The organism is Actinomadura oligospora ATCC 43269, from assembly GCF_000518265.1.
Classification (GTDB): Bacteria; Actinomycetota; Actinomycetes; order Streptosporangiales; family Streptosporangiaceae; genus Spirillospora; species Spirillospora oligospora.
In genome coordinates, this window is record NZ_JADG01000007.1 from 457,783 (window position 1) to 484,585 (window position 26,803).

20 protein-coding genes and 1 pseudogene are annotated in these 26,803 nt (G+C 72.4%); 11 read left to right on the forward strand and 10 right to left on the reverse strand.

The features are described 5' to 3' along the window. Positions 1–478: 478 nt before the first annotated feature. Both P696_RS0111465 and P696_RS0111470 read right to left on the reverse strand, forming a co-directional pair. Positions 479–1,087, reverse strand: coding sequence for a LuxR C-terminal-related transcriptional regulator (locus P696_RS0111465; RefSeq protein ID WP_051467388.1), 609 nt, complete (start codon positions 1,085–1,087; stop codon positions 479–481). Then, entirely contained in the window at positions 1,087–2,382 is a 1,296-nt protein-coding gene (locus P696_RS0111470; RefSeq protein WP_034484152.1) for a sensor histidine kinase, read from the reverse strand. Before P696_RS0111470 ends, P696_RS0111465 begins: the two co-directional genes overlap by 1 nt. Before the next feature lie 133 nt (positions 2,383–2,515). Between P696_RS0111470 and P696_RS44815 the strand changes: the two genes are divergently transcribed. Then, a complete protein-coding gene (locus P696_RS44815; protein WP_084337243.1) occupies positions 2,516–3,367 on the forward strand; it encodes an ABC transporter ATP-binding protein in 852 nt (283 codons plus the stop codon). After that, entirely contained in the window at positions 3,361–6,012 is a 2,652-nt protein-coding gene (locus tag P696_RS54250; RefSeq protein ID WP_157429627.1) for an FtsX-like permease family protein, read from the forward strand. Before P696_RS44815 ends, P696_RS54250 begins: the two co-directional genes overlap by 7 nt. A gap of 64 nt (positions 6,013–6,076) precedes the next feature. On the opposite strand, the gene P696_RS0111490 is transcribed toward P696_RS54250, so the two are convergent. Further along, on the reverse strand, positions 6,077–7,090 hold the full coding sequence (locus P696_RS0111490; protein WP_026412454.1) for a zinc-dependent alcohol dehydrogenase family protein: 1,014 nt from the start codon (positions 7,088–7,090) through the stop codon (positions 6,077–6,079). A gap of 115 nt (positions 7,091–7,205) precedes the next feature. Here P696_RS0111490 and P696_RS0111495 point away from each other — a divergent pair, with 115 nt between their 5' ends. Then, positions 7,206–8,006: a helix-turn-helix domain-containing protein gene (locus P696_RS0111495; RefSeq protein ID WP_026412455.1), complete on the forward strand. Its 801-nt coding sequence runs from the start codon at positions 7,206–7,208 to the stop codon at positions 8,004–8,006. Between the two features lie 104 nt (positions 8,007–8,110). Here the strand turns inward: P696_RS0111495 and P696_RS0111500 are convergent, their stop codons facing one another. After that, positions 8,111–9,241 (reverse strand): acyl-CoA dehydrogenase family protein, encoded by a 1,131-nt coding sequence (locus P696_RS0111500; protein WP_026412456.1) that lies wholly within the window; start codon positions 9,239–9,241, stop codon positions 8,111–8,113. A gap of 595 nt (positions 9,242–9,836) precedes the next feature. After that, positions 9,837–13,388, reverse strand: a complete 3,552-nt coding sequence (locus P696_RS0111505) for an indolepyruvate ferredoxin oxidoreductase family protein (RefSeq protein ID WP_026412457.1) — start codon at positions 13,386–13,388, stop codon at positions 9,837–9,839. A gap of 147 nt (positions 13,389–13,535) precedes the next feature. Between P696_RS0111505 and P696_RS44820 the strand changes: the two genes are divergently transcribed. Both P696_RS44820 and P696_RS0111515 read left to right on the forward strand, forming a co-directional pair. After that, positions 13,536–14,036 (forward strand): Lrp/AsnC family transcriptional regulator, encoded by a 501-nt coding sequence (locus P696_RS44820; protein WP_051467332.1) that lies wholly within the window; start codon positions 13,536–13,538, stop codon positions 14,034–14,036. 494 nt (positions 14,037–14,530) lie between these two features. After that, positions 14,531–15,226 carry a hypothetical protein gene (locus tag P696_RS0111515; RefSeq protein ID WP_026412458.1) on the forward strand — a complete coding sequence of 232 codons (696 nt, stop codon included), beginning with the start codon at positions 14,531–14,533 and terminating at the stop codon, positions 15,224–15,226. A gap of 8 nt (positions 15,227–15,234) precedes the next feature. Here P696_RS0111515 and P696_RS0111520 read toward each other — a convergent pair whose 3' ends face one another. Beyond that, entirely contained in the window at positions 15,235–16,236 is a 1,002-nt protein-coding gene (locus P696_RS0111520) for an adenylate/guanylate cyclase domain-containing protein (protein ID WP_026412459.1), read from the reverse strand. An 86-nt stretch (positions 16,237–16,322) separates the two neighbouring features. On the opposite strand from P696_RS0111520, the gene P696_RS0111525 reads away from it, so the two are divergent. Beyond that, positions 16,323–17,099, forward strand: a complete 777-nt coding sequence (locus P696_RS0111525) for a MerR family transcriptional regulator (protein ID WP_026412460.1) — start codon at positions 16,323–16,325, stop codon at positions 17,097–17,099. On the opposite strand, the gene P696_RS52300 is transcribed toward P696_RS0111525, so the two are convergent. Next, positions 17,088–18,932 carry an RNA polymerase sigma factor gene (locus P696_RS52300; RefSeq protein WP_084337249.1) on the reverse strand — a complete coding sequence of 615 codons (1,845 nt, stop codon included), beginning with the start codon at positions 18,930–18,932 and terminating at the stop codon, positions 17,088–17,090. The genes P696_RS0111525 and P696_RS52300 overlap by 12 nt on opposite strands. 235 nt (positions 18,933–19,167) lie before the next feature. On the opposite strand from P696_RS52300, the gene P696_RS52305 reads away from it, so the two are divergent. Next, positions 19,168–20,091 (forward strand): glycoside hydrolase domain-containing protein, encoded by a 924-nt coding sequence (locus tag P696_RS52305; RefSeq protein WP_051467334.1) that lies wholly within the window; start codon positions 19,168–19,170, stop codon positions 20,089–20,091. Between the two features lie 172 nt (positions 20,092–20,263). Here the strand turns inward: P696_RS52305 and P696_RS55795 are convergent, their stop codons facing one another. Next, positions 20,264–20,413, reverse strand: coding sequence for a hypothetical protein (locus P696_RS55795; protein WP_157429628.1), 150 nt, complete (start codon positions 20,411–20,413; stop codon positions 20,264–20,266). Between the two features lie 303 nt (positions 20,414–20,716). Between P696_RS55795 and P696_RS44840 the strand changes: the two genes are divergently transcribed. Next, positions 20,717–21,067 (forward strand): DUF4234 domain-containing protein, encoded by a 351-nt coding sequence (locus P696_RS44840; protein WP_170026414.1) that lies wholly within the window; start codon positions 20,717–20,719, stop codon positions 21,065–21,067. Between the two features lie 226 nt (positions 21,068–21,293). Next, positions 21,294–21,749: a DUF4234 domain-containing protein gene (locus P696_RS0111550; protein WP_026412462.1), complete on the forward strand. Its 456-nt coding sequence runs from the start codon at positions 21,294–21,296 to the stop codon at positions 21,747–21,749. A 9-nt stretch (positions 21,750–21,758) separates the two neighbouring features. Here the strand turns inward: P696_RS0111550 and P696_RS0111555 are convergent, their stop codons facing one another. Continuing rightward, positions 21,759–23,381 carry a long-chain fatty acid--CoA ligase gene (locus P696_RS0111555; protein ID WP_026412463.1) on the reverse strand — a complete coding sequence of 541 codons (1,623 nt, stop codon included), beginning with the start codon at positions 23,379–23,381 and terminating at the stop codon, positions 21,759–21,761. Between the two features lie 263 nt (positions 23,382–23,644). Then, positions 23,645–24,127, reverse strand: a pseudogene (locus P696_RS44845) (SigE family RNA polymerase sigma factor); the annotation flags it as partial. Between the two features lie 362 nt (positions 24,128–24,489). On the opposite strand from P696_RS44845, the gene P696_RS58010 reads away from it, so the two are divergent. Both P696_RS58010 and P696_RS44860 read left to right on the forward strand, forming a co-directional pair. Continuing rightward, positions 24,490–25,797, forward strand: a complete 1,308-nt coding sequence (locus P696_RS58010) for a hypothetical protein (RefSeq protein ID WP_245627609.1) — start codon at positions 24,490–24,492, stop codon at positions 25,795–25,797. Next, positions 25,791–26,729 carry a hypothetical protein gene (locus P696_RS44860; RefSeq protein WP_064743996.1) on the forward strand — a complete coding sequence of 313 codons (939 nt, stop codon included), beginning with the start codon at positions 25,791–25,793 and terminating at the stop codon, positions 26,727–26,729. The genes P696_RS58010 and P696_RS44860 overlap by 7 nt, the downstream gene beginning before the upstream one ends. Positions 26,730–26,803: the final 74 nt, after the last annotated feature.

The following is a 26,803-nucleotide window of genomic DNA, read 5'->3' on the forward strand; positions in this document are numbered from 1 at the left end:
CCGTATTCGACCCCGACTGGAGCATGATCCAATTTCCCCTGCTCAACGCCCACATCGCCGACGGGGAAAGGGTTCTTCCCATGTCAGTGAGGTGTTCGCGAGCGCGCCTCCCGGCCGGTCGCCGGGGCGCGGGACGTCCGGCAGGGGAGAGGCTTCCGGCCTCCGCCGAGCCACCTCACGCCGTGGCGAACATCACTGAGCGTGATGAATGCCGCACGATGCCTCAGGCTCACGCGACGTCCCGCGAATGATCATTCCAGGATGGCGGGAGGACGGGCGTGTTGTTTTCCAAAAGCGATAGCGAAGAACGCGCGCGCCTTGTCGTGACAGCACCGTCCTGTGTGCGGTAAAGCGAGTCAGAGCGCGCGGCGACTGCGGAAACCGCGCCACTTCCGGGGTCCGCGTGAGGATTTCCTCCTCCGCGAGTTCGAGGCCGACACACCAGGGCTGGACTCGGAGATCTCGCCGAACGTGGGCGTCAGGAGCGGAGGAAGGTCAGGACCGCCAGGACGCGGCGGTGGACCTCGGCGTCCGGTGGGAGGTCGAGCTTGGCCAGGATGTTGTTGATGTGCTTGCCGACGGCGGCGGCCGAGACGGTGAGTTCCTGGGCGATCGCCGTGTTGGAGTGGCCCTGGGCGATGAGGGCCAGCACCTCGCGCTCGCGCGGGGTGAGGCGGTCGAGGGGGTCGCGGCGGCGGGTCAGCAGGTGGCGGACCACCTCGGGGTCGATCACCGTGCCGCCGCCCGCGACCTGGCGGACGGCGTCGGCGAAGTCCGTCACGTCGATGACGCGGTCTTTCAGCAGGTAGCCGACCGCGCGGGCGTCGGTGGAGTCGAGCAGCTCACCGGCGGAGGCGGCCTCGATGTACTGGCTGAGGACGAGCACGGGCAGGCGGGGGTCGCGCTCGCGCAGGGCGATGGCGGCGCGCAGCCCGTCGTCGGTCAGCGTCGGCGGCATGCGGACGTCGGTGACCACGATGTCCGGCTCGTGCGTCTCGACGGCGGTGGCGAGGGAGGGCGCGTCCGCGACGGCCTGGACGACCTCGTGCCCGAACCGGGTGAGCACGGCGATCAGGCCGTCGCGCATCAGGGCGCCGTCCTCGGCGAGGACGACACGGAGGGGACGGGCTTCGGGCACGGAATCTCCACTCTGAGCAGGGTCGGGCCGCCGGACGGGCTGGCCAGCGCGAGGGTCCCGCCGACGACGGCGAGCCGGTCGGACAGCCCGGTCAGTCCGCTGCCGCCGGACGGGTCGGCGCCGCCCGCGCCATCATCGCCGATCTCCAGCCGCAGGGTGTCGCCGGTGTGCGCGGCGGTGATCCAGGCGTGGTCCGCGCCGCTGTGCCGGGCGACGTTGGCCAGCGCCTCGCAGACGACGAAGTATCCGGTGGCCTCGACGGCGGCGGGCATGCGTCCGGTGATGTCCCAGGTCAGGGCCACCGGGACGGGAGAACGGTCGGCGGCGTCCTGGACGGCCGCGCCCAGTCCGTGCTGCGTCAGGACCTGCGGGTGGATGCCGTGGATCAGTTCGCGCAGCTCGACGAGCGCCTTCCTCGCCTCCCGGTGGGCGTGCGCGACGTGATCGGCGGCGGGGCCGGGCGGAAGATCGAGCATCGCCAGGCCGAGGCTGGTCGCGACGGCGACGAGCCGCTGCTGCGCGCCGTCGTGCAGGTCGCGTTCGATGCGGCGGCGCTCGGCCTCGAACGCGTTGACCAGCCGCGCTCGGGATCCGGTGACCTCGGCGAGCAGGAGCGCCGCCTCGTCCGGACGCGGGGAGAGGAGCCGCCGGGTGAGCGCGGCGCGTCCGGCCGCGACCACGGTGACCAGGTAGGCGCCGGCCGCCAGCAGGACGATTCCGGCGGGCAGCGCCGCGATCGCCTGTCCGGGGGTGTGGATCGCGACGCCGGGCCAGAGTCCGCGCCGTCCGCCGGAAAGGACGGGTATCCAGGCGGTGAGCAACGCCCATGGCACTGCGGCCCCGGCCGCGGCGATGGTCAGGTCGAGTGGCCACAATATTGTGGCGAGCAGGATGGTGAATCCCAGCTCACGCCAGGTCGCGGACTCGCGAACCCGCACCGCGAGCCAGCCCCCGACACCCGGACGGTCCGGGGCGCGGTGCGGATCGGTGACCGGCTCGGCGTCCATCAGACGGAGCCGCCACCGCTCGAACGCCGCGACCGGAACGCCCGCGAAGGCGAGCGCCGCGAGCATCGGCAGCCCGACGAGCACCGACGCCAGCGTCCCGCCGACGAGCAGCACCGCCGCGACGACGGTCAGCACGAGCGCGCCCGAGATCGTGCTGGTCACCAGGTACGCCAGGCTCCGCCACGGCCACGCCGACACGAGGAACCCGCGCCGCCGCAGGACCGTCATCACCTCCATCGGGCCAGCATAGAAGCGATTTTTCGGACGACCGATAGGGCGTGGACGACCCTCGGGGTAAGGCTGGGCATACCCCGTGGACGGTGGCCCGGCTGATCGACCCGGACCGGCCTCCGGCGCTTGGCTTGAGGGCATGGACATCGTGCGGCTCACCGCGGTGAGCAAGACCTACGGGACGGGATCCGGCACCGTCACCGCCCTGGACAAGGTCACGTTGGGGTTCGCGGAAGGGTCGTTCACCGCCGTGATGGGCGCGTCCGGATCGGGCAAGTCGACGCTGCTGCAGTGCGCCGCCGGGTTGGAACGTCCGACGGGAGGCGCGGTATCGCTCGAAGGTAAGGATTTGTCGCGGCTGCGTGAGTCCGTGCTGACCAGGCTGCGCAGGGAGACGATCGGGTTCGTCTTCCAGTCCTACAACCTGCTGCCCGCGCTGACCGCGGAGCAGAACGTCGGGATGCCGCTGCGGCTGGCGGGACACCGTCCCGACGGACGCGCCGTCCGCGCCGCGCTCTCCGCCGTCGGCCTCGCGGACCGGGCGCGGCACCGTCCCGCCGAACTGTCGGGTGGCCAGCAGCAACGCGTCGCCATCGCCCGGGCCCTGGTCGCCGCGCCGCGCGTCCTGTTCGCCGACGAGCCGACCGGCGCCCTCGACAGCGCCTCCTCCCGGAACGTCCTCGCGATCCTGCGTTCTCTGGTCGACGACCGCGGCCAGACGATCGTCATGGTCACCCACGACCCCGTCGCCGCCGCCCACGCCGACCGCGTCGTCTTCCTCGCCGACGGGCGTGTGTCGGGCACGCTCGACAATCCCGACGCTTCCACCGTCGCCGCCCACCTGACCGCCCTCGAATCCGCCGACCCCGCCCCGCGGGGCGAGGCGGCTCTGCGAGGCGAGGCGGCTCTGCAGGGAGAGGTGACTCGGCGCGCCGACGCCGTCGCGGCGGGCCTGGACGCTGCCGCGGGTGGGGAGGCGGCGTCGTGTTGAGGGTCGTGTTGGAGGGGCTGCGGGCGCGCTGGGGATCGCTCGTGGGACCGCTGGCGGCGTTGGCGCTGGGAGTGGCGGTGGTCGCGACGATGGCGCTGGTGCTGGGGGCGGCGTCCTCGGATCCGCATCGGCTGCCGCGACGGTTCGCCGCCGCGCCTGCGGTCGTCCAGGCTGATCCGAATCTGCGGATGCGGGATCGCTACGGGACGCCGAGCGCCGTGCCGCTCGCTGAGCAGCCTGCGCTTCCCGAATCGGTCATCGCTCGCTTCCCGGGCGCGGCGCTGGACCGGAGCTTCCCGGTGCGGTTGCCGGGAGGGCCCTCCGACCAGGTCGGGCATGGCTGGTCCTCGGCTGCCTTCGCCCCTTATGCCTTGGTTTCGGGTCGTCCGCCGGTTCGTGCTGACGAGATCGTCCTGACGGGCCGGGGCCTGGTCGGGCAGCGGGTGATGGTGCGCACGGGTGAAAAGGATGGCGCGTACACCGTCGTCGGCATCGCACGACCGAGCCAGACCGCGGCGAACGGCGGGCAGGCAGCGCACGCCGGACAACTGCCGGACGCCCCGCAGGTAGCGGACGGCAAGCACGCAGCGGACGTTGAACACGCAGCGGGCGGTGAGCGCGCGGCGGGCGGCGAGTACGCGGCGGACGGCAAGCACGCGGCGGACGCTGAACACGCAGCGGGCGGTGAGCGCGCAGCGGGTGGCGAGCACGTGGCAGGTAGTGACCGTGCGGCGGGTCGCGAGCGTGCGGCGGGCGGTGAGCACGCGGTGGGTGGTGAGCACGCGGTGGGTGGTGAGCGTGCGGCGGACGTTGAGCGGGCGGATGGTGGTGAGGATGCGGTTTTCTTCAGCGATGCCGAAGCCGCGAGGTTGTCGCCGTCTGTGGACGCGCTGGTGGTTGCTGACCAGGCCGCGGCGCGGCGTGCGGCCGGAATTCCGGGTGTCCGGGTTTTGACCGGACGTGATCGGGCGCTCGCCGATCCTGGTGCTTTGCGCGATCGGGCGGACCTGACGTCCTTGACGTCCTTCCTGGGTGTCGCGGCGCTGCTGTCGGCGTCGGTTTCGTTGTACGTCACGGCGAGCGCGTTCGGCCTGTCGGTCGCGCGCCGACGCCGTGAGCTGGCGTTGCTGCGCACGCTCGGTGCGACCCCGGCGCAGGTCGTCCGGGCCGTCGTGACCGAGGCGGTGCTGGTCGGAGTGGTCGGATCGGTCGCCGGATGCGTGCTCGGGCTCGCCGGTGGGCCGCTGCTGGCGCGTTGGCTGGCCGGGCACGACATGGCGCCCGCCTGGTTCACCGTCCCGCGCGACGCCGGAGTGGCCGGGCCGCTGGCGCTCGCGTTCGCGGCCGGTGTCCTGGTCGCCGTGCTGGCGGTGGTGGCGGCCTCGGTGCGGGCCGCGACCGTCCGTCCGGCCGAGGCGCTGCGCGAGGTGGACGTCGAGCCCGGCGGTTCGGGCCTGCCGCGACGTCTGGCTGGACTGGCGGCGTTCGGTTGCGGCGCGGGACTCCTGCTGCTGATGGCGGTCGCGATGCCCGACATGGCGCTCGACGCGAAGACCGACGTCGAGCTCGCGCTGCTGGTCGTCGGCGGTGCGGCGATGCTGGCTCCCACGCTGCTTCCGCCGCTGGTGGGGATGCTGACCTGGCCGTTCACACGGGGCGCCGGGCCCGGCGGACTGCTGGCCCGCGAGCGGGTGGCCACCGGGTCACGCCAGGCCGCCGGGACGATCGTCCCGCTGATGATCACGTTGGGACTCGCGCTGGCCGTCCTCGGCGCGACGGGGATCGCCCAGTCGATCAAGGATCGTGGGCTGCACGACCAGGCCGCGCCCGCTGACCTCGTTGTTCTCCCGTCCGGCGGGGTTGGGTTGCCCGCCGCGCTGGTCGCTCGGGTCCGCGCCGTGCCCGGCGTCGCGGCGACCGCCGTCACGGACACGAGCGTGCTCGCCCACGAACCCGCGGTGACGCCGTTCCACCTGGAAGCGCCGACGCCGGTGCCGTTCTCCGCACTCGCCGTCGACTCCCCGGCGGTGCTCGGCCTGCACGTCCGGCAGGGTTCGCTGAACGGCCTGAACGACGCGACCGTGGCGCTCGACGGCTCCTGGCACAAGCGTGTCGGGCAGACGATGCGCCTGTGGCTGGCCGACGGAACTCCGATATCGCTGCAGGTCGCAGCCGTCTTCGATGCCGCGCCCGGCGGCCCGCGCATCGTCCTCGGGCCGCATCGCGCCGGTCCTGACGCTCAGCCCACCCGCGTCTATCTGCGAACTTCGTCGGCAGCCGTCCCGGAGGTGCGGGCGGCCCTGGCGGTGAACGCCGGTGCTTTCGGCGGACCTGATGCCAGGATCGTCACCAAGTCCGAGTGGACGGCCGCCGTCAGTGACCGGCAGGCCGAACAGACCCGGACCGGGCTGCTCGTGATGATCGGTATCTCCGGTGTCTACGGCGCGATCGGCACCATCGCGACGGCCGCCACGGCGATCTCCGCGCGCCGTCGTGAGCTGGCACTTCTCCGTCGGATCGGCACGACCCGCCTCCAGGCGCTCCGGTTCGTCTGCCACGAGTACGCGCTGCTCGCGGTCGCCGGAATCCTGACCGCCGGGGGCGCAGCGGGCGTCGTCCTCCTCGGCCTGGGCGGTGCGGGCTGACCGGCCCACATGGCGCGGGGGACGTCAGCCCGCGCCATGTGGGGTTCCGAGGAGCCGGGCGTCCTCAGGGGTGGGAGATGATGATCTTGCCGAGGCCCTCGCCCGACTCGCAGTACGTGAAGGCGTCGTGGAGCTTCTCGAAAGGGAAGACACGGTCGATGACGGGGCGCAGCCGGTGCGTCTCGACGGCGCGGTTCATGTCGAGGAAGTGGGCCCGGCTGCCGGTGGCGACGCGGTGCAGCGCCGCGCCCGCCATGAACAGGACGGACGGATCGACCGGCTTGGCCCCCGCGTCGCCGGACAGCGAGAAGCCGACGAACGCGACCTCGCCGCTCATCGCGACCGACTTCAGCGACTTCTCCAGGGGACCGGACGCGTCGACGACGCGGTCGACGCCCTCGCCGCCGGTCAGGGCGCGGACGGTCTCGTCCCAGTCGGGGTTCTCGCGATAGTTGAGCACGTCGTCCGCGCCGAGGGCACGGAGCCGCTCGGCCTTGGCGGCGCCCGACGTCGTGACGATCACCCGGGCCCCGGCCAGCTTCGCGAACTGCAGGACGAACAGCGACACCGCCCCCGACCCGAGGGTCAGAACGGTCGCACCCGGGCGGAGCGGACCACCGCTGGCCAGGGCGTTCCAGGCGGTCACCGCGGCGAGCGGGAAGGCGGCGGCCTCCTCGTCGGACAGGTGGTCCGGGACGGGCACGACGCCGTCCTCGTCCAGCAGCGCGTACTCGGTCAGCATCCCGTCGAGCATGGTGCCGAGCTGGGCGGCGTTCTCGCGCCGGAACGGGCCGTCCAGCCAGTGCGGAAAGACGGTGGCCGCCACGCGATCGCCGATCCGGACACGGCGGACGTCCTCGCCGACGGCCACGACCTCCCCGACTCCTTCGCAGCCGGGCACGACGCCCGGGCGGATCGGCAGGACGTACCTGTTGCCCAGCACCATGAGGTCGCGATAGCCGATCGAGTTCGCGCGGACCCTCACCACGACCTGCCCACGTCCCGGTTCGGGCTCGTCCTGTTCGTGCAGTGTTAGTCCGGCGAGCCCGTGGTCAGGGTCAAAGTGGTAGCTCTTCATAACGGCCTTCTCTCAGAGGGGGTTCGTCCGGGGACGATCGTCCGTGCGGGGGTGGCGCCGGACAATTCCCCCGAGGGAATCGCACAAGAGCGGCGGCGGCCGGTAGAACGGTGCGGTGGGCAGCACATATGCGCAGAAGAGCGTCGGGTCCGAGCTGAAGCACTGGCGCGCGGTCCGGCGGATCAGCCAGCTCGAACTGGCCGTGCGGGCGGGGACGACCCAACGGCATTTGAGTTTCATCGAGAGCGGCCGTTCGCGTCCGGGACGCGCGATCGTGATTCGGCTGGCCGAATCCCTCGGTCTGTCGCTGCGGGAGCGGAACAGCCTGCTCACGACGGCCGGATACGCCCCGGTGTTCACCGAGTCCGGGCTGGACGAGGCGGCGTTGCGGCCCGTCCGGACGGCGCTGGAGCAGATCCTGCACGGCCACCTGCCGTACCCGGCGCTGGTCATCGCGCCGTACGGCCGGGTCGTGGCGGCCAACGACGCCGTCGAGGTCTTCACCGAGGACGCCTCACCCGAGCTGCTCGAACCGCCCGTCAACATGCTGCGCCTCATGCTCCACCCGAAGGGGATGGGGCCGAGGGTGTCGAACCTGGACGAATGGGGACGACACGTCATCGAGAACCTGCGCGCCAGGGCCCTGCGCAGCCCGGATCCACGCCTGGACGCCTTCGTCGACGAGCTCGCCGGGTACGTTCCGGAGGCCCCCGTCGGGCCCGACCACCTGGGCTTCTCCGTCCCCATGCGGCTCGCGTCGGCGGACGGCGAACTGCGCCTGATCACCACGCTGACCTCGTTCGCGACCGCCACCGACGTCACGCTCGCCGAGCTCCACCTGGAGGCGTTCCTGCCCGCCGACCAGGCCACGGCCGACCTCCTGCGGATCCGGGCCGAACGCCGCCGCCCGTCCTAACCCGTCCCGTTGTCGATTCGCTAACACGAGCTAACACCGTGCCGTCCTGGGGAGGACGGCACGGCACTCGAACTTCGTGCGGAGGACGGGCTCGTGCGCGGGGGTCAGCGAGCCAGGGAGCGGGCGATGACGAGCCGCTGGATCTGGTTGGTGCCCTCGAAGATCTGCATGATCTTGGCCTCGCGCATGAAGCGCTCCACGGGGAAGTCGCGCGTGTAGCCGTTGCCGCCGAGGACCTGGACGGCGTCCGTGGTGACCTTCATGGCGGCGTCGGTCGCGGTGAGCTTGGCGACGGACGCCTCGCGCGAGTACGGCAGGCCCAGGTCGCGGCGGCGGGCCGCGTCCAGGTACGTGGCGCGGGCGGACACCACGGCGGCGGCCATGTCGGCTAGCAGGAAACCGAGTCCCTGGTGGTCGATGATGCGGCGGCCGAACGTGCTGCGCTCCTTGGCGTAGGCGACCGCGTGGTCGAGCGCGGCCTGGGCGAGGCCGACCGCGCAGGCGGCGATGCCGAGACGTCCGGAGTCCAAGGCGCTGAAGGCGATCCGGAGGCCCTCGCCCTCGGCGCCGATGAGACGCTCGTCCTCGATCAGCGCGCCGTCCCAGTTCGCGGTGGTCGTGGGGATGGCGTGCAGCCCCATCTTCTCCTCGGGCCGTCCGAAACTGAGGCCCTCGGTCTGGCCGGGCGTGAGGAAGCAGGAGATCGAGTCGCCCGTGCGGGCGAAGAGCGAGTAGAAGTCGGCGCGTCCGCCGTGGGTGATCCACGCCTTGGTGCCGGTGATCCGGTAGCCGCCGACCGTCCGCTCGGCCTTGCAGGTCAGCGCCGCCGCGTCCGATCCCGCCTGCGGCTCGGAGAGGCTGTAACCGCCGATCACGCGTCCGGCGAGCATCTCCGGAAGCCAGCGCTCCTTCTGCTCGTCCGTGCCGAACGTGAACAGCGGGAAGCACGCGAGCGTGTGGACGCTGGTCGCGACCGCGACGGCCGCCCAGCGTGCCGACAGTTCCTCGATGACCTGCAGGTACACCTCGTAAGGCTGCCCGCCCCCGCCGTACTCCTCCGGGTAGGGCAGGCCGAGCAGGCCCGCTTCCCCGAGCATCGCGAAAAGACCCTCGGGATAGGTCTCGGCACGCTCGTGCTCGTGCACGCGCGTCAGGAGCTCCTTGTCAGCGAGCTCTCGCGTCAGGGCGATGAGGTCACGCGCTTCATCGCTCGGCAGCAGACGATCGACGGTCATTGTCTTCCTCCAGAGGCACCCACAGGCGAACCCCACCTTGCCACGAAGTTATCCACAGTTCGGGGCGCGGCTTCCCCACAAGCCGGTGGCCCGCAACGATGGAGGTCACGGGCCGAGCCAGCCCTTCGGCCCACCCGACCGTCCGGAGCACCCCGGACCGTCCGAGCACCCCGGACCGTCCGAGCACCCCGGTCGTCCGAGCACCCCGGTCGTCCGGAGTGGCCCCCGCTGTCTGGGAGCGCCTCGGTCGTCCGGAGTGCCCTGGCTGTCTGGAGCACCTCGGTCGTCCGGGAGCGCCCTGGCCGTCCCGAGCGGCCCCTCCGTTCGGGACGCTCCAGCCGTTCGGAGCGGCCCCGGCCGTTCGGGGCCCGCCGTCCCGAACGACCTCGGCGGCCTGGATCGCTCTGGCCGTCTGGAGCGCCTGGATGGTCCAGAGCGCTCCGGTTGTCTGGGGCGTCCGGGGCGTCCCACCGGGCGAGGGTCGTGCGGCCGGTGGGGGCTTCGGGCTGGCGGGACGCCCGACCCGGCCGGACGGTTCGCCCCGGACGGTGCGCCTCCCAGACGCACCGGCCAGGGCGGTCGGCCGGCAGCCGGGTCAGGCGGGCTGGTGGGGGCGGTCGGCCCGGGCCGCGTCGGCGAGGTCGGCGAGCGTGGCGTGGACACGCTCGCGGTACTCGGCGACACGGGCGAGCTTGATGTCCTCGTAGCCGCGGACGGTCTCGGGCAGCCGGGCGAGGTCGACCACGGCGGCGACGGTGCCGGGGGTGAGGTGCGACAGGGCGTCGCGCACCAGGCCCCGGTACTCCTGGACGAGCTCGCGCTCGATCCGGCGGACCTCGGCGTAGCCGAACAGGTCCAGAGTCGTGCCGCGCAGGCCACGCGCGGCGCGCAGGGCCCGGAACGCGACCGGCGCGGTCCGGGTCAGCCGGATCTTCCGCTTCATGCCGAGCGCGCGGAGGATCGGCGGGTGCAGCATGACCGAGACCTTGGCGTCCGGGCCGAACTCCTCCTCGCGCTTGGCCCGCTCCACCGGGTCGAGGTGCAGTCGGGCGACCTCGTACTCGTCCTTGTAGGCCATGAGCTTGTGAAGGGAGGTGGCGTAGGCGAGACCGACGCGCAGGGCCGCGTCCTCGTCGACGCGCTCGGCGGCGAGCGCGATGACGTTCCGGACGTCCTCGGCGTAGCTGCGCGCGTAGTTCTCGTTCTGGAACTCGATCAGATCGGCGACCCGGATGCTCAGGGCCTCCTCGAGCTCCGCCCCTCCCATCGCGGGGGCGGCCTGCTCGGCGATGGTCCGCGCGACCGGGGTGAGCGAGATCAGCGGACGGGCCGGGGGCTCGACCGCCGCCAGGACGGCCTTCAGGTCCAGGGCGGCGGCGCGGCCCCAGCGGAAGGCGGCCAGGTTCTTGTCGACGGCCGCGCCGTTGAGGCGGATGGCGTCCTCGATCGCGTCGGCGGAGACCGGGAGGCAGCCGTGCTGGTAGGCGGCGCCGACCAGGACCATGTTGGCGGGCATGTTGTCGCCGAACAGGATCTCGGCGAGGCCCTGCGCGTCCAGGTACAGGTTGTCGGCGCGGCTGGTGACCGACTCGACGCGGGTCAGCGCCTCGTCCGGGGAGCCCGGCAGCGCGACGCGGCCGGTGACCATCGCCGCCGTCGGGACGAGCGCGGTGTTGACGACCGCGACCGTCCGGCCCGGCTCGGCGGTGGCGAGGTTGCTCTCCGCGGCGGCGCCGAGCAGGTCGAAGCCCAGCAGGACGTCGGCCGTGCCCCGGGTGGCGCGCAGCGCTCCGGGCACCGGCCGGGTGGAGAACCGCAGGTCGCTGACGACCGGTCCGCCCTTCTGCGCCAGTCCGGTCTGCTCCAGGCCGGCGGCGTAGGAGCCGTCCAGCCGGGCCGCCATCTGGAGGATCTGCGACACGGTGACGACGCCGGTGCCGCCGATGCCGGGCATGCGCAGCAGAACGTCGGCGTCGCCGAAGCGGCGGACGGGTTCGGTCAGCGCGACCGGGAGCGCGGGCAGCGACCGCTGCCGCCGCGTCCCCGGCTCGACCAGGAGGAAGGACGGGCAGTCGCCCTTGAGGCAGGAGAAGTCGGAGTTACATGACGGCTGGTGAATGCGGGTCTTGCGACCGAACTCGGTCTCCACCGGCTGCACCGAGAGGCAGGTGGACTGCTCGCCGCAGTCCCCGCAGCCCTCGCACACGCGCTCGTTGATCAGCACCTTCTCGGCGGGCGTCGGGAGCTTGCCGCGCTTGCGCAGGCGGCGCTCCTCGGCGGCGCACCGGTCGTCGTGGATCAGCACGGTCACGCCGTCCAGCGCGGCCAGCTCGGAGTTCACCTCGGGCAGGTCGTCGCGGTGTCGGACGTGCGCGATCGGGTCGAGCGCCACACCCCGGTAGTCCGCCGGGGAGTCCGTCGTGATCACGACGCGGCGGACGCCCTCCAGCGCGAGCCAGCGGGTGAGCGTCGGGATGTCCAGACGGCCCTCGGCCGTCTGCCCGCCGGTCATGGCGACGGCGTCGTTGTACAGCAGCTTGTAGGTCATCGTGACCCCGGCGGCGACGGCGGCGCGGATCGCCAGCGAACCGGAGTGGTGGAACGTTCCGTCCCCGAGGTTCTGCACGAAGTGCTTGTCCTCGGTGAACGGCGCGAGGCCGATCCACTGGGTGCCCTCGCCGCCCATCTGGGTGAGGCCGAGCTGGTTGCCGCGTCCGGCGCCGTCCAGCGCGATCATCACGTGGCAGCCGATGCCGACGCCGACGAGCGTGTCGTCCGACGCCTTGGTGGACGCGTTGTGCGGGCACCCCGAGCAGAAGTACGGCGTGCGCGCCGCCACGACCGGCAGCGACAGCCGGCCCTTCTTCCGCGGCTTCCGCAGCATGACGGCCGCCTTGGGCAGCCGGTCCTCGCCGAACCGCGCGACCAGCGCGCGCACGACGTCCTCGGACCCGACCGTCCCACGGGAGGGCAGCAGCTCCTTGCCGTCCACCCCACGACGCCCGATCACCTGGGGCACGCGCACCTCGGCGACGACCGCCGAGTCCGTGCCCGCGGCGCCGTCCGCCCGCGCGGCGGCGCGGCGGGCCGCGTCGGCGTGGTCGTAGAGGACGGCCTTCAGGTGCTGCTCGAGGAAGGGGACCTTGTCCTCGACGACGAGGACCTCGTCCAGGTCGGCGGTCATGCGGGTCAGCTCGGCGTCGTCGAGCGGGAAGGGCATGCCCAGGCGGATGAGGCGGAGGCCGAGGTCGTTCATGGCGGCCTCGTCCAGGCCCAGGTCGGTCAGGGCGCGCTGGACGACGGCGTACTGGGTGCCGGAGGCGACGATGCCGAGGGTGGTGTTGTCCGCGCCGAAGGCGATGCGGTTGAGACCGGCCTCGCGGGCGTAGGCGCGGGCGATGTCCAGGCGCCGGGTGAGCATGTCGTGCTCGGCGTCCAGGGAGGCCGGGCCGACCAGCGTCGGCACCTTGCGGTCCTCGCGGACGGGCATCGGGATGTTGCGGCGGATCTCCTCGAGGTCCACCACGGCGGACGCGTCGGCGATGTCGGCGACGATCTTCAGCCCGGCCCAGAGGCCGCTGGCGCGGGACAGCGCGACGGCGTGCAGGCCGAACTCGATGATCTCGGCGACGGTGCCCGGGGCGAGCAGCGGCAGCGAGAGCGACTGCGCCATCGGCTCGCACGAGCTCGGAACGGTGGACGACTTGCTGGCGGGGTCGTCCCCGATCCACGCGACCGCGCCCCCGACGGCGGCGGTCCCGGCGAGCTGCGCGTGCCGGATGGCGTCGGCGGCCCGGTCGAGGCCGGGGTTCTTGCCGTACCAGTACCCGGTCACGCCCTCGTGACGGCGGCCCGGCACCTGTCCGAGCAGCTGGGTTCCGGCGACGGCGGTCGCGGCGAGCTCCTCGTTGAGACCCGCCTGGAAGACCACCCCGACCTCGTCCAGGAACTTCGCGGCGCGGCCCATCTCCAGGTCGACGCCGCCGAGGGGCGACCCCTGGTAGCCGGAGACGAACGCGCGCGTGTCGATGCCGCGCGCCTCGTCCAGCCAGCGCTGTTCCAGGGTCAGCCTCACCAGGGCCTGGACACCCGAGATCAGTACTCGCCCCTCGCGCGCGGTGTACCTGTCGTCAAGCCGGACGCCCATCGAACCTCCTCGTTCACGCCCTGTGGCGTGGAGCACAGCACCTGGAAACGCCCAAACGCAAGTAACTGCCGACATACGCCCCACAAGACGCAAAGATTTATACTGGAGGCTGACATTTGGCCGTGTACTTTGCGCGAGGAGACCGTGATGACCGATCTTGATGACATCGACCACTCGCTGTTGCGCCTGCTCCGCCAGGACGCCCGCCGCACCTTCTCCGAGATGGCCGAGAAGGTCGGCCTCTCCGTCGCCGCCGTGAAGCGCCGCGTCGACCGGATGCGCGACCTCGGCGTCATCACCGGCTTCACGGCCCAGATCGACTACGCCAAGCTCGGCTGGGGCATCGAGGCGTTCACCGAGCTCCGCTACGCCGGCACCGCCCCGGTCAGCGAGATCATCCGCACCGCCACCGTCGCCCCCGAGGTCCAGGCGATCTACACCACCGCCGGCGACCCCGACGCCCTGGTCAGCATCCGCGCCCGCGACATGCGCCACCTCCAGCAGGTCATCGACACCCTCCGCCGCGCGGGCAACGTCACCGGCACCAAGACCCTCATGGTCATGGACGTCTGGACCCGCTCCGACATGGACCCGACCACCCCCACCCGCCCCCTCTCCCCCACCCGCCCCACCCCCCGAACCCCCTAACCACCCCCACCACACCAGCCCCCACCCAAGCCGTCCCCACAAGCCCAGCCCGCCGCCGCGCCCCGGCCCCCGTGCCCGAGCCCCGCACCCAAAGCCTCGCGCCCGCGCCGTGCCCGTCCGCCGCGCTCAAGGCCCCGCACCCGCGCCCCGTGCCCTGCGTGCTCCGCACCCGAGGCCCGCGCCCCAGGTCCCGCGCTCCCGGTCGCCCTCCGAGGCCGCGCTGCGCCGCCGCGCTGTACGCCCCGTGCCCTGCGCGCCGTGCCTGCCTTCGCGCTCGAGGTCTCCGCTCCGCGCCTGTGCCCCGTCCTCTTTGTCCCGTGCCTCGCGCCCTGTGTGTGGTGCTCGCGGCTTGGGGTTGTGTGAGGGCTTGCGCTTGGTGTTCTTGTGGTTTCTGTGTGTTGGTTCGGGGTGGGCGTGGGGAGTTTGGGTGGGGAGGGTTCGTTATTTATGCCAAAGATTCCGGTGGGCGGTATTAGGTGGCTGGGAAAGGTTATATGTGGGAGGTGGTCTCTAAAGAGCGGTACATCGCGGAGTCTCTGTTTCTGGAGGCGGAGCGGGACTTTGAGCGGGCGCGGGCGGATGTTCGGGGGGCGGCTCGTGCTTATGAGGTCTGTCGTGATCGGGGGCCTCTCAGTAAGTGGACGAGAGAGGCGCGGTCGGCGTGGAATCTCAACGTGATGGAGTGGATCGCGGCGACCGTCCGGCTTGAGGAGGCGCTCGAGAGGGTGCTGCTTCTGGAGCAGGTGGACGGGAGTGGGATGGCGCCGTCCGCCGGGCGTCATGACATGGCCGGGGTCGAGGCGCATTTCGGGGGGACGCCGCCGGTGAGGGAGATCATCAGGAACCTCGATCGCGTTCTCGAGGAGCGGGTGCATCGGACGGGTGAGACGTTCGAGAGCGCCACCGAGAAGGTGCAGAAGTGTCGTGCGGTGACGGACAGGGCCTTCGCGGTCTACCGGGAGAAGCGCCTTGGCGTGTCCCCCGAAGAACGGGAGGCGCTTCGCGAGGCATGGCGGTCCTCGCTCGTGGTCTGGTCGCAGGCGCTTCGCGACCGGGAGACGGCGCGGGAAAAGGCGTTGGCCGCGCTTCGGCGGGCCGACTGGCATCTCGCCGGAGTCGAGGGTGAATCGGGTGCCTCACTCAGTCCCCATGCCGGTGATTACGAGCCCGAAGAGGACGCCCTGTTCTGACGATTTGGTCAGGTCAAAGGGCGGCGGAGGCGGTACGGGCGGACTCGGCCCAGGCCCTGGAGGTGGCGGGCGCGGAGCGGGCTGATGTCGTAGTCGGCGTCCGCGAGTTCGGCGGCCAGGGGGGCGTCGATGAGGATGGTGCCCCGGTGGGCGGCGGCCGTCAGGCGGGCGGCGAGGTTGACGGGGGTGCCGAAGACGTCGCCCAGGCGGAGGACGACCTCGCCGTACGCCAGGCCCACGCGGACGACAGGGAAGTCGGGGTCGCTGGTGTGCCGGTCGGCGAGGCTGAGGCCGATCTCGGCGACGGCGCGCGGGTCGGGGGCGACGAAGAAGGCCTCGTCGCCGAGCGTCTTGACGATGCGCCCGCCCAGGTCGGCGACCGTTTCGGCGGTGACGGCCTCGAAGCGTTCGACGAACTCGGCGAGGGCCGGGCCCTCCATCCGGCGGCTGAGCGAGGTGAAGGAGACGATGTCGGCGAAGCCGACCGCGAGGCGGGCGACGCCCAGGCCGCCGGAGCCGGACGCGTCGCCGGCGGCGGCGGCCGTGACGCGCAGTCCCGCGGCGGCGAGCTGGCGGCGCCAGCCCTGGAGCAGCAGCCATTCGAACCGGGGACGCAGCTGTTCGGTGAGGCCGAGGATGTCCTGCATCGTCTCCGGGGTCAGCTCGACGTCCTCGGGCAGGCGGGCGGCGGCGCTCGGCAGCCAGACGTCGACGACCCAGCTCGCGAGGCGGCCCATGGTCTGGCCGACGGCCCGGACGAGCTGGACCATGCCCTCCTCGTCCACCAGGCCGTCCGCGACGAGCCGGTCGATCTCGACCAGCGCGCGGACGTCGCCCTCGGTGAACGCGACCTCGTCGTCGGACGGGGCGGGGAAGCCGAGCGTCTGCCAGATCCGGCGGGCCTTCTCCGGAGGCATCCCGGCGAGCTCCTCGACCTGCGCCCGGGTGTACTTCAGGCGGTCGGCGAGGAGGGTCTCCTCGATCTCCTGCGCGACCTGCGGATCGACCACGGGATCACCTCGAGATGTCTCATCCGGCGATGTCCCAAGGGTGGCGCGTAAGATCGATCCGGGTCAAGCGGCGGAGACGGGGAGGCATGGCCGGGTACCGGATCGACGAGCTCGCGCGGGCGGCGGGGACGACCGTCCGCAACGTCCGCGCGTACCAGGACCGGGGGCTCCTTCCCCCGCCGCGGCTCGAGGGACGCGTCGGCTTCTACGACGACAGCCACCTCGCCCGGCTGCGCCTGATCGGCAACCTGCTCGCGCGCGGATACTCGTCCCTCATCATCAAGGACCTGCTCGCCGCCTGGGAGACCGGCCGGGACGTCGGCGACGTGCTGGGCCTGGAGAAGGTCCTCACCGATCCGTGGTCGGACGAGCTCCCCGGCACCGCGACGCTGGACGAGCTGGTCGAGACGTTCGGCCCGGACCGCGACCAGGCGCAGATCGCGGCCGACCTGGAGCGGGCCGTCCAGCTGGGGTTCGTCGAGCCGGACGGCGACCACTTCCGCGTGCCGTCGCCGCGCCTGCTGCACGTCGGCGCCGAGCTGGTCGCCGCCGGGATCCCGCTGGACGCCGTGTTCGACATCGCGCGGCAGATCCGGGACGACTGCGACGTCATCGCCGGACGCTTCGTCGACCTCGTGCACGAGCACGTCTTCAGCCGCCTGGAGGACGGCCCGGTCCCCGGCGGCGAGGAGCTCGCGGAGGTCGCCGAGGTCGTCCGCCGCATGCGTCCGCTGGTGAAGATGGTCGTGGACCCGTTCATCGCCCGCGCGATGGAGACCCGCGTCCAGGCGGCGCTCGGCGAGCAGCTCGAGACCCTCAGCGACCACCTGACGCGCGCGTCCGCCGCCGCGTCAGAGGAGTGAGACCCCCCAGACGACGGTGACCTGCTGCGGCGGGCCGTGCGCGCCGGTGAAGGTGAGCGTCGCGCGTCCCGGCAGGCTGATCAGGCCGGTGTGCAGGGTGACCATGACGTCCCGCGAGCCGTTGGAGGACAGGCCGCCGGTCCGGTCCTGCAGCGTGATCTGGCGGCTGGACGACTCGCCGGTCCAGGTGACCGGGCCGTCCTCGGCCTTGAGGCGGATCGTCCCGGAGCTGCGCCCGTACAGTTCGAGCCGCGTCGTCAGCACTTTCAGCGTGCCCGGACGCGGCGTCACCGGCGGCGTGGTGGGAGGCGGGGGAGGCGTCGTCGGTTTTCCGTGTTTTCCGGGGTCGGTGGGCGCGTGCGAGTGGTTACCGAACTGTGGCGCCGGCGGTTGCGGGCCGCCACCACCGGCAGGCCCGCGCGCCTGCGGACGTCCGTCCCGTCCGGCGTGCTGGTTCGGCTTCGTCGCCGTGACGGACGGCAGCGGACGCAGTGGCCAGTCGAACGTCGGGACGCCCAGCTGCGACCCCATGAACACGATCGCGGCGAGCGCCGTGAGCAGCGCGCCGCCCATCCCGCCGGTCGCGAACATCCAGCGCCGCGCGTACGGGGACGCGATGTCCGGCTGCGTCGGCAGTCCCTCGGGCGTCAGCGCGCCGCCGCGTCCGGCGATGTCGGCGCGGTATCCGGCCAGCTCAGGGTCCGTCGCCGTGTGCAGGACGCGTCGCCGCAGCGCGTCACTCGGCGCGGACGCGGGCGCGAGCACCAGCAGTCCCGCCGCGCGCACCTGCCCACGCGCGCGGCACGCCGCGCACGCGCGGATGTGCTCGTCCAGCGCGCTGTCGATGATGTCCTGCGAGCACGCGTCCGACTCGGTGCGCCGTCCGCCCGGCCTGGACGCGTCGCCGGGCCTGGACCGAGTGGGGCCCGCGGCCCGCCGTCCGCTCGCCGACCGCGGATCCGGACGCGTGCTCCCCGCGCCACGTCCGCCGAACCGGGCCGGCGCGTCGAGCCGCAGCACCGACCGGGCTCGTCCGCGACCCCGCGCCCCCGCCCGAACCACGTCCTGACCCGCGGCTCTGGGCTGCTGCCCGCTTGATGCGGATGCGGGCGCGGACGACGACGCCGACGAACACACCCCCGAATCGGCACGAGGCCGCGAGGACGTGCCCGTTCGCTCCGTGGACGTGCCGTTCGCCCAGTCCGTCCGCCGAGGGGGCGCGCCCGCGGACCACCGGGCGCACGAACCCGCCGCCAAAGCGAGCGAGTTCCGAAGTGAGACCTCGAGGTCGGCACGCGCCTCGCCGGTCAGCGCGGCGACGCGGCGGCGGGACAGGCCCCAGAGAAGCCCCAGCTCAGCGGGATGCAGACCATGCCGGACGGTCAGCAGCAGCAGCTCGCGCTCGTTCGCGTCCAGCCGGTTCACGGCGGACTCGAGCAGCGACCGCAGCTCGGCGGTGGGCGGCAGGACGGCACTCGGACGCGCGTCCGCACGCCGGCTGCGCCGCGGACCCGGGTAGCGGAACGGACGGTTCGGCTCCCACCGGAGCTCAGACCCGCCGCCGCGTTGCAGGCAGCGGCGCCTGACCGCGCCGTACAGCCAGATTCGCAGGTTGGCGTGGTCGCGGATGCGCGGGGCGCGTCGCCAGGCGTCGACGAGCGCGTCGTGGACGATGTCGTCGGCGGCCCGGACGTCGCCGGTCATCGCGGCGGCATAGTCGAACAGTCGCTCAGCGTAGGCGTCGTAGAGCATGGCCAAGGCGTCGGCGTCGCCGGCGTTCAGCCTTCGGACGAGGCGTCGGGTGGCGACGTCGGGTGGAGACCACCTGGGCATGTGCGCTCCCGCAGCGAACGGGGCCCCGCACGCCACGGGACGTCCGGACAATAGGGCCCACTCTGGATACACCCACGTACCCCTTCAGCACCATTCGAACCCGGGAAGAATCACCGCGCAGGGGTTTCCCTACGCCCCCGAACCCGGCTACTCGGGCGTTTGGGCTGAACCCTGGCGGCGAACATGGCACAGTGCCCTCTGATCGGCCCACCCCGACCAACAGGAGGGAGCCGAGGTGAGCATCTTCGGCGTCGACTACGCCTGGGGACGCCCCGGTCCCGGCGCGCTCAAGAACGCCGGGGCGAGGTTCGTCTGCCGGTACCTCTCGCACGACACGTCCGGCAAGACCCTGACCAGGGACGAAGCCGACCAGCTCTCGCACGCCGGCCTGTGGCTGGTCGTGGTGTGGGAGAGCACCGCGTCCCGCGCGCTCGCCGGACGCGCCGCCGGTGTCGCCGACGCGACCGCCGCCGCCAGGCAGGCCCGCGCGTGCGGCATGCCCGCCGACCGTCCGATCTACTTCGCGGTCGACTTCGACGCGTCCTCCGGCCAGCAGTCGGCGATCCACGCCTACCTGGACGGCGCCGCCTCCGTCCTCGGCCGCGCGCGTGTCGGCCTGTACGGCGGATACGGCCCGGTCAAGCGCGCGTTCGACGCCGGGAAGATCACATGGGCCTGGCAGACCTACGCCTGGTCCGGCGGACGCTGGGACAAGCGCGCGCAGCTTCAGCAGTACTCCAACGACCACAAGATCAACGGTGTCGGCGTCGACTACGACCGCGCCGTCCACTCCGACTACGGCCAGTGGCGCGTCGGGGTGTCCCCGTCCCCGGCGCCGACCCCGCCGAACCCTCCGCAGGAAGAGGACGACATGCCCTACGGCCAGCTGAACAACGGCGCGAACGCCGTCACCCCGATCTCCTTCCCGACCGGAATGGGGGCGATCGGCTTCATCTGCGACAACGGCCTCCAGCGGCTCGCGCCCGCGAAACTGCGCATCGCCGTCCACGACAAGAACGGCTGGTCCGTTGACGAGGTGAGCGTCGACAGCACCAAGGCCAAGACGGTCGTCCACTTCAAGGACCCGTCGACCACGGACGGCGTGTCCGTCCAGCGCCTGGACGACGGCCAGGTCAACGTCGCCTGGGACTGCTCCTAGGACGTGTCCCGAAGCCACCTGGACGTCGCTCGCCACGAGCGCCGACCTTGAGGGACGCCCCGGCCGCCGGGCCGTCCTCGTGACGGCCGCCGTCCCGAGCACGCGAACGCCCCCTGCGCACATGATGCCCATTCGCGCAGGGGGCTTCTCTCTTCGGGGAACGGGGTGCGGGTCAGCGGGCGCGTTCGACCACGCAGCCACAGGGCTTCAGGGCCAGCAGATCGTCCCCGGCGGGTTCGGCCTCGCGCACGAGGGTTCCGCACATCGGGCAGCAGGACAGGTCGGCGCGCGGCGCGCCGTCAAGATCGCTCGAAACCGTCACGTCGGCCCAGCCTAGTGCCGCCGCCGTCCGCGTCCGGCGCTGGGCGCGGCCCTTTACCGACTGCCGACGGCCCCCGGCGGACGCCATGGTCAACTCGTCATGCGCGTTGGCCACCGGGTGTCAGTTTCGGCCAGTTTCATGCAATTTCGGAAAAAGAGCGGCGTGACGCGACGATCTACGGAAGGGTGTCAAACTCCGCGAATCACACGTGGTTCGCGCCAGCCCTGACGTTACGCCTGCCAGCCACGCGTTCCCACACGCGATATCGCAGGTCTTCGACATGTCTCCGGAGGAATCAGCACCGTGAAGCAGCGCAACATCTTCGCCGTCTGGCTCGGCCTGCCGATCATCACCCTGGGTATCTACGGGATCGTCTGGATCTACAAGATCCACGACGAGCTCAACCGCTCCTACCCCGAGAACGGCGCGTCCAGCGCCGGTTCCGCCCTGTGCTCGGTGCTGTTCGGCTTCATGACGCTCGGCATCTGGCCGCTGATCGTGCTGATCAAGTTCGGCACCGGCCTCACCGAGGCGCAGCGCCGCGCCGGCCGCCAGCCGAGCTTCAGCAACGGCGTCGGCATCCTGCTGCTGATCTTCGGCTTCGGCCCGCTGTACTACCAGAACGAGCTGAACAAGATCGCCACCCAGCGCTGATCGGGCGTCCGGCGCACACCCGAAGCGCGCCGCCGCCCCGAAAGACGGACGGGCCGCCGCGGCCCCGGGCACACCACCCGGCCGCGACGGCCCGTCCGTCGTCCGGGGCACTGCCCGCTGCCCGGCGCACTGCCCGCCGTCCGGCATGGCCGCGTGCGGACGTGCGGAACGTGGAACGCGGGCCTCACGTCAGACTTCCTCTCACTCCCGGCCAGAGGAACCCTTCGTGATCGCCGTGAAACGCCGCAACAACTTCGCCGTCTGGCTGCTCCTGCCGCTCGTCACGTTCGGGCTCTACCGCTTCTTCTGGGTCTACCGGACGCACGAGGAACTGCGCTGGAACTACCCCGGCGCGGGGTCGGTGACCGGCGCGCACGCGCTCGCCGCGGTGCTGTTCGGCGGGATCGCGGCCGGTGTCTGGCCGCTGTTCGTCTTCTCACCGGGATTGATGACCGGCGTGTACGGGCTCGCTGCGGTGCTGATCGGCTGGATCGGGTTCAGCGTCTGGCCGATCGTCGTCCTCTACAAGTTCGGGGCCGCGATCGCCGAGGCGCAGGACCGGTCGCCTCGCACCGGCCACCAGGCGACCTTCAGTCAGCGGGTCGGCTTCCTGCTCGTGTTCCTCGGCTTCGGCGGCCTCTACTACCAGGCCGAACTCAACAAGGTCGCGGACGAGGACTGACGGCGGGGCTCAGCCGAGGTGTTCGATGGTGAGGTCTCCGGCCGCGTAGCGGCGGCGGAGCACCTTCTTGTCGAACTTCCCGACGCTGGTCTTCGGCACCTCGCCGATGAACGTCCAGCGCTCCGGCAGCTGCCAGTGCGGGACGTGCTCGCCGAGGAATCCGCGCAGGTCGTCGGCCGTCGCCGCCGAGCCCTCGCGCAGGACGACCGAGGCGAGCGGACGCTCCTGCCAGCGGTCGTCCGGGACGCCGACGACCGCCGCCTCGATCACGTCCGGATGCGCCATCAGCCGGTTCTCCAGCGCGACCGACGAGATCCACTCGCCGCCGGACTTGATGACGTCCTTGGCGCGGTCGGTCAGCACGAGGTAGCCGTCCGGGCTGAGCGTCCCGACGTCGCCGGTGCGCAGCCAGCCGTCGTGGAATCTGCCCGCGTCCTCGTCCTTGACGTACCCGCCGGTGATCCACGGCCCGCGGATCTCGACCTCGCCCACCGAGACGCCGTCGTTCGGCATCACCTGGTCGCCGTCCCCGACGATCCGGACCTCCAGCCCGGCCAGCACACGTCCCTGTGTGACCCGGTACCGGACGGCCTCGTCGCCGTCCACGCCGAGCGGCGGGTGCGCGAGCGTCGCGACCGGCGAGGTCTCCGTCATGCCCCACGCCTGGACGATCCGGACGCCGATCTCGTCGAAGCCGCGCAGCAGCGACTCCGGCACCGCCGACCCACCGCACGGCACGAGCCGCAGCGAGGACAGGTCGCCACCGTAGTCGTGGATCTGCCGCAGGACGTCCGCCCAGATCGTCGGGACGGCTCCCGCGACCGTCGGACGCTCCGTCTCCATCAGCTCGACCAGCGGCTCCGCCTGCAGGAACCGGTCCGGCATGATGAGCGACGCCCCGGCGAGCAGCGCCGCGTACGGCAGGCCCCACGCGTTCGCGTGGAACATCGGGACGACCGGCAGCACGCGGTCGGACGCGTCGAGCCCGAACGCGTTGCCCGTCGCGGCGGACATCGAGTGCAGGTACGACGACCGGTGCGAGTACGCGACGCCCTTCGGGTTCCCGGTCGTCCCGCTCGTGTAGCACAGGGCCGCGGCCTGACGTTCGTCCAGCTCAGGCCACTCGAACTCGGGGGACGCGGCGGCCAGCAGGTCCTCGTAGGAGTGCAGTTCCTTGCCCGCGCCCTCGAGCGGCGCGGTGTCGGCGTCCCCGGCCACGACCACGTGCCGGACGGTCTTCATGTCCGGCAGGACGGACGCCAGCAACGGCACGAGCGACGCGTCCACGATGACGACCCGGTCCTCGGCGTGGCCCGCGATGTAGGCGAGCTGCTCCGCCGACAGCCGGATGTTGAGCGTGTGCAGCACCGCGCCCATCGACGGGATCGCGAGGTAGGCCTCCAGGTGCTCGGCGTTGTTCCACATGAACGTGCCGACCCGCTGGTCACCGTCCACGCCGAGGCCGCGCAACGCGTTCGCGAGCCGCGCGGCGCGCTCGCCGACCTCCGCGTACGTCCGGCGCCGCGGTCCGTCCGCCGTCCAGGTCACGACCTCGCGCGTCCCGAACACCCCGGTTCCGAACCGCATGATCGAGGTGATGGTCAGCGGGACGTCCTGCATCGTGCTCCACACGGCGCGCCTCCAGTGTCCGGCTCCAGGTGGTGAACCGGATTCTGGCCGGTCGGCGACCCGCTTGTCAGTACCTCCGAGCCAACTCGAAGACGCTCCTTACCCGCTCCGCGTCCCGCGCGCCGTCGCCGCCGGGGTCAGTCGTCCTCGCCGGTCGCCGGACGGTCGTCGTCCACGCCGTGACGTGGACGGGAACGGCCGGGGTCGTCCGGATGGGGTTGGTCGCCGGTGTCGTCGTGGACGTTCGGCTGCGGGAAGTCGGCCTCCAGGCCCGCGTCCTCGCGGAGCTTGGCCATGGCCCGCGAGACCGTGCTCTTCACCGTGCCGACGCTGATGCCGAGGATCTCCGCGATCTCGGTCTCGGGCATGTCCTCGTAGTAGCGCAGGACGACGGCGGCGCGCTGCCGGGCGGGCAGGCGGCCGAGCGCGCGGCCGAGGGCGTCCTGCATCTCGCTGCGTCCGGTGTGGTCGTCCACCGGACGGTCGGGGAGTTCGTCGGTCGGGTAGACCTCGAACTTGCGCCGCCGCCACCAGGAGATCTGCGTGTTGACCATGGCGCGCCGGACGTAGCCGTCGACGGCGGCGCGGTCGTGGATCCGGTCCCAGGCGAGGTAGGTCTTGGCGAGGGCGGCCTGGAGCAGGTCCTCGGCCTCGGCGCGGTCGCCGGTGAGCCGCATCGCCGCGCGCAGCATGACCGGGCCGCGCTCCGCCACGTACGCGCGGAACTCCTCGTGCCGCGTGCTGGTCACTTCACCACCGAGTCCGGTCCGCGGGGTGCCGGCGGGCGGGGTCCGCCGCGCCGGGCCGCCCCGCGGGGTCCGCCGGGCGGGGGCCGGTGACCGGACGGCCGTGCCCGTGATCCGGACGGCGCCCGGGCCCGGACGGCCGCGCGCCGCGACCGCCGCCGAAGATCCCGACCCGCTTCGACGATGACACGGTGATCGTCATTACGGGTCATCAGATACGGCATATTCGGGTCAACCCGGTGGAGGATGTTTCGCCCGAGTTAGGGAAAACCAATCCGCCCGACGACTTATGACGACAAATCCGTCGACAGGCTGACCACGCGGCGTGAACCTTGACTCCACCGACTGACAGCCGGAGGAGAGCGATGCCCGCACAGCGCGATCCGTCCGCCCGGCGGAGGTACCGCCGGGCCGTGCTGGGCGGCGGACCGCCGCCGCCGACCCCGCCCGCCGCTCCACTGCGCGTCCTGACCGGGACCGTGCTCGACGCGAGTCCGCACGTCCTGGCGCTGGCCACGGCGGCGGGAGAGGCCCGGCTGCCGATGACGGCGAGGACGACGGTGTGGCACGGCGGGCGCAGGGGCCCCGCCGCGCCGCACCCGGGACAGCAGGCGCTGGTCAGGATGGACGCGGCCGGCCTCGCCGCCGACCGCGTCTGGCTCGACATCGGCCGGGTGACCGGAACCATCCTGTCCGCGGGCCCGGACACGCTGGAGGTCGATCTGGGCCCCCACCGGGGCCGGGCCCGGGTCTCCCTCGAACCACGCGCGCACCAACTCGTCCAGGTGCGGCATCCACGGCTCGAACCGGGCTACCTCGTGGACGTGCTGTGCGTCCGCTCGCCCACGGGACCGCGCGCGGTCGCGCCCGCCACGTCCCAGCCCGGACACCGCGCCGACGACCTCGCCTCCCCCGCGCCCGACGCGCCCGTCCCGGCGACGACGCGCGGCACCGCGACCTGGACCGGCTGGCCCGGCGCCCCCCAGACCACCGGTATGGGCGACGGCACGACCTTCCCCCCAGGACCAGGAACGACGACCTCCGCGTCCGAGCAGAGCGTCGCGCGGAACGACGCGACTTCCGCGTCCAGGCCGGGCGGAGTGCGGAACGACATGTCCTCCATCCCCGGTCGAGGAAGCGGCACCGCCTTCGTTCCCATGCCAGGGGCGACGAGCGGCGATCCGTCCTTCTCGCCCTCCGACCCGGGGCCGGGGAAGTCGAGGGACGACAGGCCCTTCGCCCACGGACTGACCCGCGAGACCTCTGCTCCGAGGCCCGGGGGAGCAGGATCCGGGACGAGCTTCGTCTCCAATCCGGGGGGAGTGGGGGGAGGCCCGCCGGAGGACGCCGTCGCGTATCCGGCGGTCGAGGGGGAGGGGACGGCCGGGGGGGGCGGGGAGGCGCCCCCCGGCTGCGTCCCGCTGCCACTGCTGTCGGTCGGCAGCGGCCTGGACGTGGTCAACGACTGCTCGGGACGCGGCGCGGCGATGACCGTGGCCGAGTGCGGATGCGTCGCGGCGCGGTTCTGTGACCGGTGCGTGGAGTGCGGGACGTCCCCGCGCGGCCGGATCGTCGAGCTCGGGCCCGTGGCGTTCGCGGCGCTGGGAGGGGACCTCGACGCCGGATGCTTCAACGTGAAGGTGCGGTGGGGAGCGGAGGGCGGGCCATGGTGACGGTGGTGCAGAACGTCCAGGTACTGCTGCTGGCGGGAGTCCTGCTCGCGGCGTGCCTGGCGAAGCTGGCGGTGCGGGAGCCGGTCGCGGCCGTCCCGCACGCGCACGGCGGGACGCGGGTGCACGGCGTCCCGATCGCGCAGGGGCAGGCGCAGGTGCTGCTTCTGCTGCGCGGACGGCGGGCCGGGCTCGTCCTGGGCCTGGTCGAGGGAGTACTCGGGCTGGCCCTGCTGCTGTCGTCGCAGGTTTTGGTCCGGGTCGTGGCGGCGATCGGCTTCGCGGGCGCGACCTGGGCGGTCCTGGAGCTGCGGGCCCGGCGGCCGGAGGCGGGCTGCGGCTGCTTCGGCGGTCTGAGCGTGAAGCGCGTCGGACGCCGCAGCGTGCTGCGCGCGATGCTGTTCACGGCGGCGGCCCTCGCGTCGCTCGGCGCGTCCCGCGCGGGAGTGGAGGTGCCGCGCCTCGGCACCGGCCGTGTCGCGGGTGTCCTCGCACTGGAACTGGTGCTGTTCGCTTCGCTCTCACCCGAGCTGGCCGTCCTGTGCGGACGCGGTCGGCGCGGCGCCCTCGCGCGTGCCCTCGCCTTCGGACGCCGTTCCCGACGGGACGTCCCGTGCGAACGGCGGCACAGCCCCCTCTCGGAGACCCTCGCGACGCTGCACGCCAGCAGCGCCTGGCGCACCTTCGAGAACGCCCTGGTCAGCGCCGTCCCCCTGGACATCTGGCGCGAGGGCTGCCACCGCTTCGTGGTCTACCGGGCCCGCCTTCACGAGACCGACATGGACATCGTCTTCGCCGTCTCCACCGCCGCCCGCGCCCGCACCGTCCGCCACGCCCTCCTCCCCCTCCCAACCGCCAACGGCTCGCCTGTGTCGAAGGCGGCTGTGGTGGCTTCGACTGCAGCTGCCACGGACGTGGGTGCCCCGGCTTGGTGACCCGGCTGCGGTGGCGGGCTTATCCGAGTGCGGTGGGCCTGGCTGCCAAGCGCCGCGCCCGCCCGGAGTTCGTC